This is a genomic window from Corynebacterium sp. HMSC062E11 (assembly GCF_001811845.1).
GTDB lineage: Bacteria > Actinomycetota > Actinomycetes > Mycobacteriales > Mycobacteriaceae > Corynebacterium > Corynebacterium hesseae.
This window is the reverse complement of record NZ_KV806831.1, coordinates 110,744-127,386: the sequence shown is the minus strand read 5'-3', so window position 1 is coordinate 127,386 and position 16,643 is coordinate 110,744. Positions and strand designations below refer to the sequence as shown.

The 16,643-nt window shown below is 60.0% G+C and carries 15 protein-coding genes and 1 pseudogene; 10 read left to right on the top strand and 6 right to left on the bottom strand.

What is annotated here, in order from left to right:
- Both HMPREF2822_RS13550 and HMPREF2822_RS10570 read right to left on the bottom strand, forming a co-directional pair.
- A pseudogene (locus tag HMPREF2822_RS13550) lies at positions 1-257 on the bottom strand (HNH endonuclease); the annotation flags it as partial.
- A 230-nt stretch (positions 258-487) separates the two neighbouring features.
- Positions 488-811, bottom strand: coding sequence for a hypothetical protein (locus tag HMPREF2822_RS10570; protein ID WP_070524461.1), 324 nt, complete (start codon positions 809-811; stop codon positions 488-490).
- Between the two features lie 48 nt (positions 812-859).
- Between HMPREF2822_RS10570 and HMPREF2822_RS10565 the strand changes: the two genes are divergently transcribed.
- From HMPREF2822_RS10565 to HMPREF2822_RS10540, 6 genes are all read left to right on the top strand, one after another.
- The gene (locus tag HMPREF2822_RS10565; protein ID WP_070524459.1) at positions 860-2,236 is read left to right on the top strand and encodes an MFS transporter; all 1,377 of its coding nucleotides are present in this window, start codon (positions 860-862) and stop codon (positions 2,234-2,236) included.
- A gap of 22 nt (positions 2,237-2,258) precedes the next feature.
- Complete coding sequence (locus HMPREF2822_RS10560; protein ID WP_070524457.1) at positions 2,259-3,290, top strand: ATP-dependent 6-phosphofructokinase; 1,032 nt, start codon at positions 2,259-2,261, stop codon at positions 3,288-3,290.
- A 39-nt stretch (positions 3,291-3,329) separates the two neighbouring features.
- Complete coding sequence (locus tag HMPREF2822_RS10555; protein ID WP_070524452.1) at positions 3,330-4,928, top strand: aspartate:alanine exchanger family transporter; 1,599 nt, start codon at positions 3,330-3,332, stop codon at positions 4,926-4,928.
- A 34-nt stretch (positions 4,929-4,962) separates the two neighbouring features.
- Positions 4,963-6,477, top strand: a complete 1,515-nt coding sequence (gene gatB, locus HMPREF2822_RS10550; protein WP_180952118.1) for an Asp-tRNA(Asn)/Glu-tRNA(Gln) amidotransferase subunit GatB — start codon at positions 4,963-4,965, stop codon at positions 6,475-6,477.
- Between the two features lie 55 nt (positions 6,478-6,532).
- Complete coding sequence (locus HMPREF2822_RS10545; protein WP_070524448.1) at positions 6,533-7,588, top strand: NAD(P)-dependent alcohol dehydrogenase; 1,056 nt, start codon at positions 6,533-6,535, stop codon at positions 7,586-7,588.
- Between the two features lie 185 nt (positions 7,589-7,773).
- A complete protein-coding gene (locus tag HMPREF2822_RS10540; protein ID WP_070524447.1) occupies positions 7,774-9,198 on the top strand; it encodes a YkvI family membrane protein in 1,425 nt (474 codons plus the stop codon).
- On the opposite strand, the gene HMPREF2822_RS10535 is transcribed toward HMPREF2822_RS10540, so the two are convergent.
- Positions 9,195-9,884, bottom strand: coding sequence for a LysE/ArgO family amino acid transporter (locus HMPREF2822_RS10535; RefSeq protein WP_070524446.1), 690 nt, complete (start codon positions 9,882-9,884; stop codon positions 9,195-9,197). The two genes, HMPREF2822_RS10540 and HMPREF2822_RS10535, sit on opposite strands and share 4 nt — an antisense overlap.
- Before the next feature lie 70 nt (positions 9,885-9,954).
- Between HMPREF2822_RS10535 and HMPREF2822_RS10530 the strand changes: the two genes are divergently transcribed.
- The 4 genes from HMPREF2822_RS10530 to HMPREF2822_RS10515 all read left to right on the top strand — a co-directional run bounded on the left by HMPREF2822_RS10530 (position 9,955) and on the right by HMPREF2822_RS10515 (position 12,723).
- A complete protein-coding gene (locus HMPREF2822_RS10530) occupies positions 9,955-10,839 on the top strand; it encodes a LysR family transcriptional regulator ArgP (RefSeq protein WP_070524444.1) in 885 nt (294 codons plus the stop codon).
- 28 nt (positions 10,840-10,867) lie between these two features.
- Positions 10,868-11,842 carry a DoxX family membrane protein gene (locus HMPREF2822_RS10525; protein WP_070524442.1) on the top strand — a complete coding sequence of 325 codons (975 nt, stop codon included), beginning with the start codon at positions 10,868-10,870 and terminating at the stop codon, positions 11,840-11,842.
- Between the two features lie 132 nt (positions 11,843-11,974).
- The gene (locus tag HMPREF2822_RS10520) at positions 11,975-12,412 is read left to right on the top strand and encodes a hypothetical protein (RefSeq protein WP_158014589.1); all 438 of its coding nucleotides are present in this window, start codon (positions 11,975-11,977) and stop codon (positions 12,410-12,412) included.
- Positions 12,409-12,723: a transcriptional regulator gene (locus tag HMPREF2822_RS10515; protein WP_070524438.1), complete on the top strand. Its 315-nt coding sequence runs from the start codon at positions 12,409-12,411 to the stop codon at positions 12,721-12,723. The genes HMPREF2822_RS10520 and HMPREF2822_RS10515 overlap by 4 nt, the downstream gene beginning before the upstream one ends.
- 116 nt (positions 12,724-12,839) lie before the next feature.
- Here the strand turns inward: HMPREF2822_RS10515 and HMPREF2822_RS10510 are convergent, their stop codons facing one another.
- Genes HMPREF2822_RS10510 through HMPREF2822_RS10500 form a run of 3 tightly spaced genes read right to left on the bottom strand, consistent with a single transcriptional unit; the run spans position 12,840 to position 16,500 of the window.
- Positions 12,840-14,099 (bottom strand): glycosyltransferase family 87 protein, encoded by a 1,260-nt coding sequence (locus HMPREF2822_RS10510; protein WP_070524435.1) that lies wholly within the window; start codon positions 14,097-14,099, stop codon positions 12,840-12,842.
- Between the two features lie 11 nt (positions 14,100-14,110).
- Complete coding sequence (gene ilvD, locus HMPREF2822_RS10505) at positions 14,111-15,964, bottom strand: dihydroxy-acid dehydratase (RefSeq protein ID WP_070524433.1); 1,854 nt, start codon at positions 15,962-15,964, stop codon at positions 14,111-14,113.
- Between the two features lie 2 nt (positions 15,965-15,966).
- Entirely contained in the window at positions 15,967-16,500 is a 534-nt protein-coding gene (locus tag HMPREF2822_RS10500) for a PH domain-containing protein (RefSeq protein ID WP_070524431.1), read from the bottom strand.
- Positions 16,501-16,643: the final 143 nt, after the last annotated feature.

The following is a 16,643-nucleotide window of genomic DNA, read 5'->3' as shown; positions in this document are numbered from 1 at the left end:
TTGACTTTCGGCAGGCTATCAAGCCGGTGGATAGCACGCAGACCGGATTTAATGTGACCTTCCGGCAGTGACCAGGCAGCCACCAAGCTTAAAGCGGTGGTGTTGATATCAGCCTGCAGGCTGGGCATAGCAGCAACCCAGGTGTTGTAGATAGCGCGGCGGGCTGCCGCACGGGCTATAGCGTGTGGATTATTCGGATTCGTTGTTGAGAAGAAAAAAGAAGAGGAGGTTGAAGGGTGCGTGGCAGTGGTAGTCATGAATGTCTCCCCCGAGAAACATGAGTTAGAAGAAATGTTCTAACAATGATTCTACCGACCCTCACCACGCATAGCCATAGCCGGTAGTGAATACACGTTAAGTCGTTACTACAAACGGGGGTAACCACCACGGGTTAGCTAGGCCGTTCGATCCTCAATCAGTAGCGGTGACTGGGGCAAAACGATTAATGCCCCACGCGCGTTGTTGGCGGCACGTGGGGCGTGGGGATCTACTGGGCGTCGGAAAGCGCGTAGGCAGCGCCAGCGCTTGCGGCGGTGACGGCCAGGACTGCCGGCCAGGAGCCAATCTTCTTAGCCAGCGGGTGAGAGAGACCAAACGCGCCGGTGTAAAGAGCAGCCAGACCGGCAGTAGTGGCTGGGTTCGTCTTGGCCCACCAGCTGCGTCCGGCCCAGACGCCAGCGGCGGCGAGCACTACGCCGCCAAGCGGGCGGATTCCAGTTTCCCGAGCTGTGAGCCAACCGCCAATGAGACCCAGAGAGACGGTCGCGGCCGTCGATACGTCCTGTGGTTTCTTGATGTCAATCATTCCCATGCGCTTCAGTTTAGGCCGCCTGCATGGACGGTGGCTAGACTTCCCTCCATGAATCACGCAGCACCGCCCACGTCAGAAAAGCAAGCTTGGCTCGCCATGGCGGCGCTGTCACTCGGCTTCTTCATGTCGTTGCTCGACCAATCCATGATTGCAGTTGCGCTTCCCGACGTCCGTCGTGAGTTCAACGCCGACGTCAATCAGGTGCTGTGGGTCTCCGCCATCTATTTGCTCGCCGTGGTCGTGCCCCTCCTGTTTACTGGAAGGCTAGGGGATATCTACGGGCAGAAGCGAATGTTTCAGCTCGGCAACGGACTCTTTGGCCTTGGTGCACTGCTTTGTGCGCTGGCGCCATCCGTAGAGTTTCTCATCGCCGCACGGTCGCTACAAGGCCTAGGTGCCTCCATTCAGATGCCGCAGACCATGGCGGTGATCAACCGTGTTTTCCCTCGTGAGCGGCGCGGCCGTGCGCTGGGTGCCTGGGGCGTGGTGGGTTCGCTGGCCACTCTTGCTGGACCGCTAGTGGGAGGCTTCGTCGTAGCCGCGTTTGGGTGGCAGGCGGTCTTTTGGATCCACATTCCCATTGTCATTGCAGCGATTGTGCTTTCCGGCCTGTGGGTGCCTGCCTTGCCGACGGCGACCGGAAGGATTGATTTCGTGTCGGTAGGGGCGTCGTTTGTCGCGTTGGCCTGCTTCGTCTTTGCGGTGCAACAAGGGCCAGAGACTGGCTGGCCGTGGTGGATTTGGGCCCTCCTCGTCGCCGGAATTGTCGGCATGGCTATCTTCGTGCGCCTGCAATCATCCCGTGGGGCGGCAGCGCTCGTTCCGCTTGGGTTGTTTAAGGACCGTAACTACTCCGTGGGCACGGTGGCCATCGTGTCCATGGGCTTTATGGCTGCGTCGATGATGATTCCGATCATGATGTGGTTGCAGGTCGATCAGGGTTTATCGGCGGGAGATGCCGGAATGATCGTCACGCCGATGGCTCTGGTTTCTTTGTGTGTGTCACCACTAGCGGGCATTTTGGCAGATAGGCTGCATCCGCGACTATTAGCGCTCACGGGATTCGGCATTTTGATTGCCACTTTCGCCGTGCTGTGGTTTCTCATGCACGCGGGTGTTTCGGGGTGGTGGCTGAGCCTGCCATGTGCGGCCTTGGGGGCGGGACAGTCCTTTATTTGGGGATCCAATGCCGCGACGACGATGCGCGATATTGATGCACATCTCATGGGAGCTGCTTCCGGTGTCTATAACACATCGCGACAGGTGGGTTCGGTGATTGGTGTGGCCGGCGTATCAGCAGTCATGCAGGTCGCCGGCGCGGCGGACTCTCTGGTCGCTATCGTTGCGATCCTTTTCGTCGGGTGCATTGCTTCGCTCTTCTTCCGGGATACCCTGCACGCTGGTGTGGAAACTGCGAGCCTATAGGGAAGCGAGTAGATTGGATGTCATGCGTCTTGCTGTACTGACATCCGGTGGTGATTGCCCCGGTCTGAATGCTGTTATCCGCGCGGTCGTTCGCACCGCATCCAACGAGTTCGGCGATACGGTCGTCGGCTACGAGGACGGCTGGGTTGGTCTGATGGAGGACCGACGCCGTGACCTTTATGACGACGCTGAAATTGACCGCATCCTCCTTCGCGGCGGAACCATCCTTGGTACTGGCCGCCTCCACCCAGATAAGTTCAAGGCTGGGCTGGACACCATCAAGGCCAATATGGCCGATGCTGAGGTTGATGCGCTCGTCGCCATTGGCGGCGAGGGAACTCTCAAGGGTGCTAAGTGGCTTTCTGACAACGGTATCCCAGTTGTCGGCGTGCCAAAGACCATCGATAACGACGTCAATGCAACGGACTACACCTTCGGTTTCGACACGGCCGTGTCCGTGGCCACCGATGCGATTGACCGCCTCCACACCACTGCTGAGTCCCACAACCGCATCCTCATCGTGGAGGTCATGGGCCGCCACGTTGGGTGGATTGCGCTGCATGCAGGCATGGCCGGCGGCGCGCACTACACGGTGATCCCCGAGGTCCCATTCGATATCGCAGATATCACCAAGGCGATGGAACGCCGCTTCCAGATGGGTGAGAAGTATGGCATCATCTGCGTCGCCGAAGGAGCACTTCCCAAGGAAGGCACCATGGACTTCGAAGCGGGCGGTGTCGATCAGTTTGGTCACCAGACCTTTAACGGAATTGGCCAGGTCATCGGTGATGAGATCAAGAAGCGCACTGGTTACGACGTGCGCACGACGGTCCTCGGCCACATCCAGCGCGGCGGCACGCCGACGGCGTATGACCGCGTCCTGGCAACCCGTTACGGCACCCACGCCGCCCGCGCTGCGCACAATGGTCAGTCCGGAATGTGCGTCGCCCTCCACGGTGAAAACATCGATCTCGTCCCGCTCGAGGATGCCGTGGGCAAGCTGAAGGTGGTTCCGGCAAAGCGTTATGCCAACGCACAAGCCCTCTTCGGTTAAACGCCGCGACAAGGCCGCCCATAGTTAATAAAGGTTTCGATGACAAGCGTATTAGCTTTCCTTGCTGAGCAGCCGGTCCTGTTGGTGTTTTTGCTGATTGGCATCGGCATGGCGCTCGGCGGCATCAAAACCCGGGGAATTAGCTTAGGGGCGGCCGCCGTTCTCTTCCTCGGTATTGCTTTTTCGGCGGCTGCCTCCGCCGTTGGTGTGGAAGCCTCCGTACCTCCCATTCTGGGAATGCTCGGCTTGGTGCTCTTTGCCTTTGGCATTGGCAATAATTCTGGGGTGTCCTTCTTTAAGTCGCTAAAAACGGCGACGGGCCCAGTGCTGTCGATGATTGGAGTCTTCATCGTCGCGGCGCTTGCCGCGTGGGGGTTGGGCACTTATGTTTTTGGGCTATCGAATGCCACCATCGCGGGTACTTTTGCCGGCGCTGTGACGAATACCCCCGCGTTGGCGGCGGCGTCGGAAGCTACGGGAGATCCCGGCGCAGCAACCGTGGGCTACGCGGTGTCTTACTTATTCGGCGTCATCGGCATGCTCGCGGCCACGGTGCTCGTGCTTCGCGACGCCGGGAATGACGACGACACCCTGTCACCCGTCACACGCCAGCACATGCAGATTCTGAGAGAAATCGCGGTGGCAGAGATTGCGGACATCGGCAACGGGGAAGTGCAAGTGACCCGCCTGCGGCGCGTCGGCAGCAATGACATCGTTCTGCCGAAGTTTTTCGATGTGTTGCACCCAGGTGATGTGGTCACGCTCGTCGGTGCCCCGGAAGACCTGGACAATATCATTGAGCGCGCTGGCCGTGAATCCCCGCAGATCCTCAACGATGACCGCCACGAGCTAGACTTTCGTCGCATTACTATCTCCGAGCACAGCTTGGCTGGCCTGACTATTGCGGAGCTGAACAACCAGCTGTCTGACCGGTGGGGCGCGCGCATTTCGCGCGTTCGCCGCGCGGACAATGACCAGGTTGCTATCCCCGAACACATCGTGGAGCTGGGTGATCGCGTGCGCGTCGTGGGCTCAAAGAAGTCACTGCGCGAGATCTCAAACTTTCTTGGGGATTCTTCGCAAGGCCTAACGGATATCAACCCCGTATCCCTCGGCCTCGGCTTGGCCCTTGGCATCTTTGTAGGGCATATCGATATCCCGCTTCCGGGCGGATCTTCCTTCAACCTCGGTGCTGCCGCCGGCGTTCTCATCGTCGCGTTGGTCATGGCGCGGATTGGGCGAATCGGCAATACAGTGACCGCATTGCCGCACTCAGCCAACACGATTCTTTCCGAGCTCGGACTGTTGCTCTTCTTGGCCCAAGCCGGAACGAATGCGGGCGGGGAGATCGCCGGTGCCTTTACAGGCGGCGCGTGGTGGAAGATTCTTCTCCTTGGCATCATCATCACAACGCTGGTCGCATTCGGGTTTGCCCTTGTGATGCGCCGATTCCTGCGCGTCGGCGCTACAAAGACGGCGGGTGCTATGGCCGGAGCTCAGACTCAACCGGCAGTTCTCGCTTTTGTGAATAATCGGACGAGCACTGATCAGCGTGTGTCCTTGGGCTATGCCATGGTGTATCCAGCGGCCATGATTGCCAAAATTCTTATTACGCACGGCATCACCTTGTTGGGTTAGGCGGTTGCGCACGGTGTCGCGTTGACATACTAAGATGGCACGCATGACTGCTGCGATGTATGACCTGATGGACTACGACGAGGTCCTGGAAAAGTTCGAACCCGTAATGGGCATGGAAGTTCACGTGGAGCTCAATACGGAAACCAAGATGTTCTCCACCTCTCCCACGAACTTCAACGCAGCCCCCAATTCCAACGTGGACCCGGTTTCGCTGGGTCTGCCCGGAGCATTGCCGGTGGTGAATTCAAAGGGCGTGGAAGGCGCCATCAAGATCGGTCTGGCGCTGAACTGCAAGATTGCGGAATCGTCGCGCTTTGCCCGCAAGAATTACTTCTACCCGGATCAGCCGAAGAACTATCAGATCTCTCAGTATGATGAGCCGATTGCATACGACGGCTACCTTGACGTCGTCCTCGATGACGGCACCGAGTGGCGCGTAGAAATTGAGCGTGCCCACATGGAAGAAGACACCGGAAAGCTCACCCACTTGGGCGGTGCCGACGGCCGTATCCATGGCGCGACCTCCTCGCTGGTGGATTGCAACCGCGCGGGTATTCCGCTCATTGAGATCGTGACCAAGCCGATCATTGGTGCTGGCGAGCGCGCCCCCGAGGTTGCCCGCGCCTATGTCTCTGCCCTGCGTGAACTCGTCGCGGCACTGGGCGTGTCCGATGCCCGCATGGATCAGGGCTCGATGCGCGTGGATTCCAACGTGTCGCTGCGCCCGGTGGGCCAGGAAGAGTTCGGCACCCGCACCGAAACCAAGAACATCAACTCCCTGCGCTCCGTCGAGCAGGCGGTGCGCTTTGAGATGCAGCGCCAGGCGCAGGTGCTTGTCGACGGTGGCGAGATCGTCCAGGAAACTCGCCACTACCAGGAAACGGATGGTTCGACTTCCAAGGGCCGTCCGAAGGAGACCGCCGAGGACTACCGATACTTCAACGACCCGGACCTGCCGCCGGTGATTGTCTCCCGCGAGTGGGTTGAGGAAATCCGCCAGACCCTGCCAGAGATGCCGTGGATTCGCCGCGCCCGCATCCAAGAGGAGTGGGGCCTCAAGGACGAGGAGATGCGCGATCTGGTCAACGCCGGCGCCTTGGATCTCATCATCGAAACCGTGGAAGCCGGAACCAGCCCGGATGAGGCCCGCTCTTGGTGGGTTTCTTACCTGACCGGTAAGGCTAATGAGGGCGGCGTTGAGCTGAGCGCCCTCGACATCACCCCGGCTCAGGTCGCGCGCGTGGTCGAGCTGGTCAAGGAAGGCAAGCTGACCACCAAGCTTGCTCGCAAGGCGGTTGACGGCGTCCTCGAAGGCGAGGGGGATGTCGACGAGGTCGTCGCCAATCGCGGACTCGAGGTCGTGCGCGATGACGGCGCAATCGAGAAGGCCGTTGATGATGCCCTGGCAGCCAACCCGGACATCGTGGAGAAGTACAAGGCTGGCAACAAGAAGGTCACCGGCGCCATCGTTGGCGCGGTCATGAAGGCTACCCAGGGTAAGGCTGACCCGGGGCAGGTCAATAAGCTGATCGCGAAGAAGCTCTCTTAGTTGGTATAAATTTCCATTAGGCGAGGTCAGGCGGCTGCGGGGTACCGTGGTCGCCATGACTATTTCTGCTAAAGCACTCCAAAAGACAGGCCCAAACGAACCTTTTAAGGTTGTGACCATCCAGCGTCGTGACCCGCGCGCCGATGACGTCGTCATCGACATAAAGGCCGCGGGCATCTGCCACTCGGACATCCACACCATCCGCAATGAGTGGGGTGAGGCGCACTTCCCGCTGACCGTCGGCCATGAGATCGCCGGCGTTGTTTCCGCCGTGGGGGAGGACGTCACCAAGTTCCAGGTGGGGGACCGCGTCGGCGTGGGCTGCCTGGTGAATTCTTGCGGCGAGTGCGAGCAGTGCCAAGCTGGAATGGAGCAGAACTGCCTTAATGGTGGTGTGGGCACCTATAATTCCACCGACGTCGACGGAACGATTACCCAAGGTGGTTATGCGGAGAAGGTCGTGGTGAACCAGGATTTCGTCCTGCGTATTCCGGATGCCCTTGACTTCGATGTCGCCGCGCCCTTGCTGTGTGCCGGAATTACCACCTACTCTCCGCTGGCTCGCTGGGACGTCAAGGAAGGGCAGAAGGTGGCCGTCGTGGGCCTCGGCGGTTTGGGGCACATGGGCGTACAGATTGCCGCTGCCAAGGGGGCGGATGTCACTGTCATCTCACGCACCTCGCGCAAGGCTGAGGAGGCCGCGAAGCTGGGCGCGAACCGTACGCTCGCCACCACCGAAGAAGAGGACTTTTTCAAAAACCACCGCGGGGAGTTCGACTTCATCCTCTCCACGATTTCCGCCGAGTACAACCTCGAGGACTACCTGCGGATGCTCAAGCCGCGCGGCATCATGTCTGTCGTGGGGCTGCCGCCGGAGGCCCTGCCATTGCGCCTCAACCGCCTGGTAGGCGGCGGCAAGGTGCTCACCGGCAACAACATTGGCGGGATCGCCGAAACCCAGGAAATGCTGGACTTTTGTGCCGAGCACGGCCTGGGAGCGGTCATTGAGAAGGTCGGCGTCGATGACGTCGATGCCGCCTATGAGCGCGTCGTTGCGGGTGATGTGAAGTTCCGATTCGTCATTGATACCGCTACGTTTGCCGAGCATTAAGAGGTGAGCCGCCTCATGCTTTAGCGGCCATTGGAGCAAGCTCTCCATGGCCGCACACATGTTTTCCTGTCATGATGGAGTACCGTGGTAGTAGTGTGCCGCCGTACTTCATCAAAGGTATGGCGCGTTTTTATGCGCTAGTCATAAAGCATAAAGAGAAGAAACTAGAAAACAGATAGGAAAACGTGTCTTATAAAAACGTCGTAGGCATCGCTTTGTCCTTCATTGGCTTGCTCGTGGGTGCGGGCTTTGCCACGGGACAGGAAGTTGTCCAGTACTTTACGTCCTTCGGTATTCCCGGCATGTGGGGAATCCTGGTTGCCGGTTTGGTCATGACCCTTGCCGGTACAGTCTTCCTCCAACTGGGAAGCTACTTCCACGCCAGCGAGCACAACCAGGTGTTCAGGAACATCACCCACCCGATCATTTCGCGCATTCTGGATGTCGCGGTAATCCTCACGCTATTTGCGGTGGGCTTCGTCATGCTGGCGGGTGCCGGTTCCAACATGCAACAGCAGTTCGGCTGGCCGGCTTGGGTAGGCTCGCTGCTCATGCTCGTGCTTGTTCTCATCACAGGCATGTTTGATGTGGATAAGGTGTCACAGGTTATTGGTCTTCTCACGCCGACCATCATTATCGCCGTTCTCTTTGTAGGCACCTACACGCTGCTGCACATGCCAGAGAACGTTGATGCGGCCATTAGTGCCTCTGAAGCGATCGAGTCCCCGATTCCGTTCTGGCTCGTATCCGCGCTGAACTACAACGGCCTCGCCCTCATTCTGGCTGTATCGATGTCCTTGGTGATCGGTGGCGATAACATCAGCCCGCGTGAGGCTGGTGTCGGTGGCATTGTAGGCGGCGCGGTCTACGCGGTGCTCATGGCCATTGCTGGTTTCTCCTTGCTGATGAACGCGGAGAATGTGGGCGATTCAGATATTCCGATGCTGACCCTGGTGGACAACGTTCACCCAGTCCTTGGCGTCATCATGGCAGTCATCATCTACCTGATGATCTTTAATACGGCCATCGGCATGTTCTATGCGCTGGGTAAGCGTTTGTCCTCCGGCAACGAGTCCAAGTACCGCATCATCTTTATCGCCGGCTGCCTTGCAGGTTTCGCGGTTTCCTTCGCCGGCTTCAAGGCGCTCATGCAGTATGTGTACCCGGTTCTGGGCTACATGGGCATCGTCCTCGTCGTCATCCTGGTGGTTGGATGGCTGCGCTCCTTGGGCAAGATCAAGGATGAAGGCTTGCGCCGCGAGCGCATCCGCGCCCTGCTTCACCTGAAGCTGCATCCCGATTCGGAATATGACGCAGCGCGTTACGACGATGAGATTGGTCAGCAGATCGCTGATTCCAACATGGACGATGAAGCCCTTTTTGAGGATCTCGTCTCCGATGTGGTCGATGAGCTGGATTCGGACGAGGAGCTCGACTTCGACAAGGAAGAGTGGGAGGAAAACCGCAACGATCACTCCTACTACACCGAGCGCGACGCCGTGGAGCAGGACCGCAGCGACGAAGAGATCAAGGCCTGGGTGGAAGAAACCGGCGCGGTGGGAGATCCCGCCGAGGATGAAGAACTCCCCGAGGACTCACAGAAAAATTAGTGGAGCAACAGCTTCGCCGTTAGTGCAATCATGACGCAGCCGATGACGATGTTGACTACGCGCCACGTCGTCGGCTTGGCCAGCACGTGGGAGAGCTTGTAGGCGCCAAAGCCTAGGGAGGGGAACCACACTGCGCTGGCCATGATGGCGCCTGCCGCGAACACCCAGCGCTGGTCGCCATATTGGTTTGCAATGGAGCCCAGCATGACTAGCGCGTCGACGTAGGCCAGGGGGTTAAGCCACGTCAGCGCCAACGCACCGAGGACGGGCTTGACCCAGGATTTTGAGCGCACGCGGGGGCGGATCTTCGTAAGTACTGAGTTCCCCGGTGTCCCAGAGGAACCCGAATTCTCATCAACAACTTGGGCCACCGGTGCAGTTTCCTCAATTACCAGTGCTTCCTGTTCCTTCTTGAAGGCATCGCGGAAACACGTGAAGCCGAAGTAGATGAGGTAGGCCGCGCCGAGGTACTTCACCACGACGAGCGCGGTGGGGAAGCGCTCCACAAGGACGCCGACGCCGGCGGTGCCGCCGGTGATCAGGATGACGTCGGAAAGCAAGCATGCCAACAGGATGGGGCCGACATGGTCGCGTTTAATACCCATCTTGATGATGTAGGCATTCTGCGGTCCGATAGCGATGATGAGGGACAGGCCCAGCGCAAATCCTGCGAGCAATCCTGACATGGCTTCTAGTGTGCGTATATCGACATATGAAGTCCAGTTAAATGTTCTACATCTGGTTTAATATTGCTTCATGAACCCGCTGCATACCGAAACACTGCTGGCCATCATCGATGAAGGTTCCTTCGAGGGTGCCGCGGCTGTGTTGGGAATCACTCCCTCGGCCGTGAGCCAGCGCATCAAGGCACTGGAGGTGTCGACGGGCCGCATACTCCTGCGCCGCGGGACCCCTGTCACCGTGACTGAGGCGGGGGAGATCGTCGCCCAAGCCGCACGACGCATGGCGCTGGTCCAGGCGGAAGCGGATGCGCGGCTTACCGAGCGGTTGTCCCGCGTGCCACTGACCGTTGCCATCAACTCGGATTCCCTGGCCACGTGGTTTCGTCCTGTAATCCAGCGCACTGCCGAGCGCGGTGCGGCGGCGCTGCGTATCCGCATCGAGGATGAGGCCCGCACGCTCGCAATGCTGCGCCGCGGCGACGTTCTGGGAGCTGTGACTCGCGAGCAAACGCCAGTCTCTGGCTGCGAATCCACATACCTCGGCACCATGCGCTATTTTGCCGTCGCCGCGCCGGAGCTGGCGGAGACCTTCGAGGACTGGGAGACGCTGCCGATCGTGGGTTTCGGGCCGAACGACGCCACCTTGGATGACGCCATGCGTGAGCGCTTCATCGACTCGCACGTCCTGCGCGCACGGGTATCTCAGATTCCCTCCTCGGAGTCCTATGTGGAGGCCGTGCGCTACGGGCTGGGCTGGGGCTTGGTGCCGCGCCTGCAGGCCCAGCCATTGCTGGAGTCCGGGGAGCTGGTGCTTCTCGACGACTTCCCGCTCGACATCGACCTCTACTGGCAACGCTGGCGGCTGGAGTCGGAATTGCTTGCCGATCTCACCGAAGACGTCTTAAACGCTGGCCATGCGGTTTTAGCTTCGCGCCGCGCCGGTAAAGATGCACCATAAGGGTGCTGCGCTGCCTTAAGTTGGAGGTATGAGCGATAAAACTCCTGATAAAGCCACCAACTTTGATGACGATATCCCGACCTACACGGGCAAAGACTCCGTGAAGGACAGCACCCCCGCGGAAGCTGCGGCCGAAAAGCCGAAGAAGAGCAGCCTCTTCCAGCGCCCGGGGCGCGCCGAGCCGCAGGTGATCAAGCCAAAGAAGGCTGAAGAGTCCGCCGTTGAGGCCGAACCCGAGGCGAAGACCGAAACCTTTGAAAGCGCCTCCAAGGAATCCCTGTCTTTCGACAGCTCTGCCGCTGATACTGAAACTGAAACTACTGCTTTCCCACGCGCGGAGGCGACGGCAGGAACGGATACGGAAACGACTGCAATGCCGGCGGCTGAGGCTGATGAAGAGCCCAGCGCCGTTGCCGTGGCTGACCCTGCGGCTGAGCCAGTCACCGCAACCGAGGCGGAGGCTGTAGAAGAAAAGCACTCGTCGGCTCGCCGAGGCACCATTGACTTTGGTCTGCTTTTCGTGCGCTTGGCGCTCAGCGTTTACCTGCTCGTGGCGGGTGCTTCGACCTTCTTCAAGCTCGGCGGCAACGAGGGGCTGTCAGGCTTGGAGAACGAGTTCAGTGACTACACCATGGCGGCGGCCTTGGCCATCGGCGTGCCCACCGTCCAGCTCATTGCCGGTGCCTTCCTGCTTCTGGGTCTAGTTACACCGCTGGCGGCCATGTTCGGCCTCATCGTCACAGGCTTCTCTGCTATTCACGGCCTCAACGCCTCCGGTGCCGGGTTGGATGTCTTTGCCTGGAATGAGAACGTCTGGCTGGGCCTTGTGCTCTTTGTTATCGCCGTGGCCCTGCAGTTCACCGGTCCGGGATTCATCTCCCTTGACTTCAATCGCTCCTGGACCCGCCGCCCGCTGGCAACCTCGTGGGTCTTCGTCGTCATTGGCGTAGCCGCGCTCGTGGCTATTTGGTGGTTTGGCGCTGGCGTTAACCCGTTGAGCTAAGAGTTTTAGCGCCGACTTAAGCTCCCAGCCTGCAGTTATACACCAACTGTTGTTGTTTTCCATTGCGTAAAGTAAGTTGGTTTCCGTGATGGAAAACAATGACTTTGGTGCCGCTGGAGGGGAGCTTTAGTTTTGTCTGATCAGGATGTTCGAGACGCACTCGCATTTGAGGAGCAACAGCAGGTGGCCGCAGCGAAGCGGCCGCCCATCTGGGTGAGCCTGTTCGTATCGGCTGCATACGGCGTGTGGTTTGCCTACATGTGGATCAAGGATGACGTTCATCCTCTCGTCCTTGTTGGCGGACTGCTTTTTGTACTTGGGCTATTGGCGAGTCTTGCCTTCTTTTACCGCACGGGGGTGAGGGATTCGATGCGCCAGAAGGTTGATCCGCACGCCTCCAGGAATGTGACCTGGCGCTTCTACGCAGGACTGGGATTCATGATTCTGCCGGCGCTCTTCAACCCTTTCGTTGAAGGACACGTTATTGCCTCGTGCATCGCAGGTGTGCTGTGCAGTCTGTCGGTCTTTTGGACGTTGCACACCGGTGCGCTGAATAGGATGCCGCGATGAGTGAGCTCGATCCGATCATCCACCCGCTCAACCGCTTTAAGATTTGCGCCACGCTCAATGCCTTCGGCGCCAGACAGGGTGGGGAGGTCAACCGTGAGATGAAATTCGCCGTGTTGCGCGATCGCACGGAGCTTTCCGACGCCTCCCTGTCCAAGCAGCTCGGAGCGCTAGAACAAGCCGGTTACGTGACTCGTTTCCGCGAATACGGCACCAGCCGTGCTAAGGACTCGGTGTGGGTCGCCTTGACTGAGCAAGGCAAGATCGCCTTCGACGGTCACTTGGCAGCACTCAAGGCCTTAGCTGAGGGCTGAGTTGGCGCATAGTATGGCGTCGCTGAGGTGCCAATCTTGCCAAAGTTTTCCCTCCTGCCCGCAATGGTGGCGCATAACTTTGGCAGAACGGGCAGTTTGCGTCTGCGGTGCGGGGCTTAGCTGGCTGAGTTTGCAGCGAGCTCGGTTTGTGGCTTGTCGGCTTGGACCTTGAGGCAGATGGCGTAGAGAATCCAGCTGAGGAGTGCTAGCCACACGAAGTCATCGACCAAGAACTTCTGATACAGCGGCATCGCGTGGACATCGATGCTGTCACCAAACCACCACTTCGGCGGAACGGTGAGCAGCATGCCCACCCAGGCGGCCAGCACAGCCAGCAAGCTACCGGCGACCCAGGTGGAATTCCGCCAAGACCATGCGCGGTAGACCAGAACGGGGACGATGAGCGACAGCCACACCCAGTGGTGGGACCACGACACGGGGGAGATGAGCAGCATGGTGGTGGCAGTGGTGAGGTGGGCGTCGACAAGCAAGCCGTGCCGCATCTGCGCCAGGATGAGTGCTGAGCCGAGCCCGATGACTGTGAGCGCCGCGAGAAGCCACAGCACGTTGATGAGCATGCCGTGGTTGTCCATCGCCTCCTGGGATGTGAAGAGACGCTGGATGACGCCCTTGAGCGAGGAGTTGGACTGATAGTTCGTAGCTACGCCGAAATCCGCGCCCGAGCCCATATCGAGAAGCTTCGAGGTGAAGAACTCGACGAAGGCTTCCCAGCGGTAGGCCGCGGCCAGCAAGGTGGCCACAACGGCGGAGGCGAAGGCCGTGAGGATCGGCTTCCACTCGCGGCGCAGCAGGAAGTAGAGCAGCATGGCCAAGGGGGTGATCTTGATGGCCGCCGCGAGACCGATCAGCCAGCCTTGCGGGAGCTTGCGCTTGCGGGGGACGAGATCGAAGATGACCAGCGCCATGATGACGATGTTGATTTGCGCAAAACCGTTGTTGAGGCGGATGGGTTCAAAGAACATGGCAGCAGCCCACGCGATAGTCACGGTGGGCCACAGGTGAGGCACCTTGAGTGCACGGAAGATCGCGTAGAGGCAGGCGAAGATCAGCGCATCCGAGAGGACGATCATGATATCGCCCGCAAGGGCGTCGCTCATCCAGTCAAAGGCTGTCAGCGGCACCATGACCAGTGCCCCGAAGGGCGGGTAGATAAAGGGGAGTGCCAAATCCCCAGCGTACATGGGCTCCGAGTAGACCGAGCGGCCCTCCATGAAGGCGCGGACGCCCTCACGGTAAATGATCATGTCCACAGGGTAGTCCGTGTGGAGAACATGGCGTATGACGCCCACCAGGCCAATGATGAGCCCGGCGGCGGTCAGGAGTGTGCGCCTTGCGGCGATAGTGGCGAAATTCATCGCCCCATACTCTAATTGACGTAACCATCCACCACGCGCACCGCACCACGGTCAGCGGACGTGGCCATGTTGGCATAGGCACGCAGGGCCTTGGTGACCGGGCGGTTGCGGTCCTTCGGCGTCCAGGGCTTCTCGCGTTGCTCCTCGGTGGCGCGGCGGCGTTCCAAGACTTCTTCGTCTACATCGAGAGTGAGCTGGCGCTCGCGGATGTTGATGGTGATGGGGTCACCGTTTTCCACTAGGCCGATGAGGCCGCCGTGGGCAGCCTCGGGGGAGATGTGTCCGATGGACAGGCCGGAGGTGCCGCCGGAGAAGCGGCCATCGGTAATCAAGGCGCAGGCCTTGCCCAAACCGGAACCCTTGAGGAAGGAGGTCGGGTGCAGCATCTCCTGCATGCCGGGACCGCCCGCGGGGCCCTCGTAGCGGATGACGATGACATCGCCAGGCTGGACCTCCTTTTTCAGGATGATGGACACGGCCTCTTCCTGGGATTCCACCACGCGGGCTGGGCCGGTAAAGGTCCACAGTTCCTCTTCAACGCCGGCGGCCTTGACGATGGCTCCGTTGGGGGCGAGGTTGCCGCGCAGGACAACGAGGCCGCCGTCGGAGGAGAAGGCATGCTCGGCGTCGTGGATGCAGCCATTGGAAGCGTCAGTATCCAGCTCATCCCAGCGGTTGGACTGGCTGAAAGGCTCGGTAGTGCGCACGCCGCCGGGGGCGGCGAAGAAGAGCTCGCGGGCAGCGTCGGTAGCCTTGCCGCCGCGGATATCCCACTCGTCGAGCCACTCCTCGGCGTTGTCGTAGAGGGCGGTATGGACCTTGAGGTTCAAGTGGTCGGCGCGGCGCAGCTCGCCCAGAATGGCGGGGATGCCGCCGGCGCGGTGCACGTCCTCGATGTGGTAGGTGCCGTTGGGCGCCACCTTGGACAGGCAAGGCACGCGGTAGGAAATCTCGTTGATATCCTCCAGCGTGAAGTCCACCTCGCCCTCCTGCGCGGCGGCCAGCGTGTGGAGGATGGTGTTGGTGGAACCGCCCATGGCCATATCCAGCGCCATGGCGTTGGTGAAAGCTTCCTTGGTCGCAATCGAGCGGGGGAGGACTGCGTCATCCTCTTCGCCGTAGTAGCGCTGGCACATCTCGACGATGGTGTGGCCTGCTTGTTCGAAGAGATCGCGGCGTGCGCTGTGGGTGGCCAGCGTGGTGCCGTTGCCTGGCAGTGCGAGTCCGAGCGCTTCGGTGAGGCAGTTCATGGAGTTGGCGGTGAACATGCCGGAGCAGGAACCACAGGTGGGGCAGGCGGATTCCTCCACGCGGGTTAGGCCCTCGTCGGAGACGGCGTCGCTTGCCGACGCCGTGATTGCCGTAATCAGATCCGTCGGCGCGTGCGCCACGCCATCGACAACAACGGCCTTGCCGGCTTCCATCGGGCCGCCGGAGACGAAGATGGTGGGGATGTTGAGGCGCAGCGCGGCGTTCAACATACCCGGGGTGATCTTGTCGCAGTTGGAGATGCACACTAGGGCGTCGGCAGTGTGGGCGTTGACCATGTACTCGATGGAATCGGAGATGATTTCGCGTGAAGGCAGGGAGTACAGCATGCCGCCGTGGCCCATGGCGATGCCATCGTCGACGGCAATGGTGTTGAATTCCTTGGGCACACCGCCGGCTTCGCGCACGGCATCGGCCACGATGTCACCGACGTTCTTGAGGTGGACGTGGCCGGGGACGAACTGGGTAAAGGAGTTGGCAATAGCGACGATTGGCTTGCCAAAGTCACTCTCCTTGGAGCCGGTAGCGCGCCATAGTGCGCGCGCACCGGATGCCTGGCGGCCAACAGTCGTGACTTTGGAGCGGAGCGGGTACATGGTTAATCCTTTAATTCGGGGTGTTTCTTGAGGTACTCGGCGTATTCCTCCTTGGTGAGGAGGACTTGCTGGCCATCGCGGTGGACGATGATGACCTTGTCGTCGGCGGCGTTGCGGCCTGCAGTCAATGCGTCGGGGATGCGCCCATTGGAAGCGGCGGCAAGGCGGGGGAGGGAGTTGAAGGTCACTCCCGGCAGGTTGAAGTTGTTGCCGCTTGTGGTGCGGGCGTAGGCCCGCGAGCGCTGGAAGCCGATTCCCTTGAAGTTGCCCCACTCGATGTTCTTGGGGCCGCGGAAGCCATAGGTGATGTGGATGCCCTTGCCGTCGACGGTGGTGCGTGCGCGTAGAACCCACCAGATGGCCAGCACTGGGAAGATGAGTACCCAGAAGAGGTACTTCGGGGCCCAGCCAATGCTGAGAAAAGCAATGGCGGCGAGGCTGCCAATGCCGAGGAGGTGTTCGCGGGTGGGCTTGAACGTTTCGGCCGTGGGGTGTTCGGCACGAGTTGATGCGTTCTGCGGATGTGAGGACGTCATAGTGGGCCATCGTAATTGACTGTGCGGCGCGGTGGCGAACCGCCCCACCTGTGCAATCTCGCAAAATGAGAAAAAGATCCCAAAAATGGGGGTAAATGCCAGCGGTGGTGTTTCTATCAGTGTACAGTTTGTCCCATGATCAT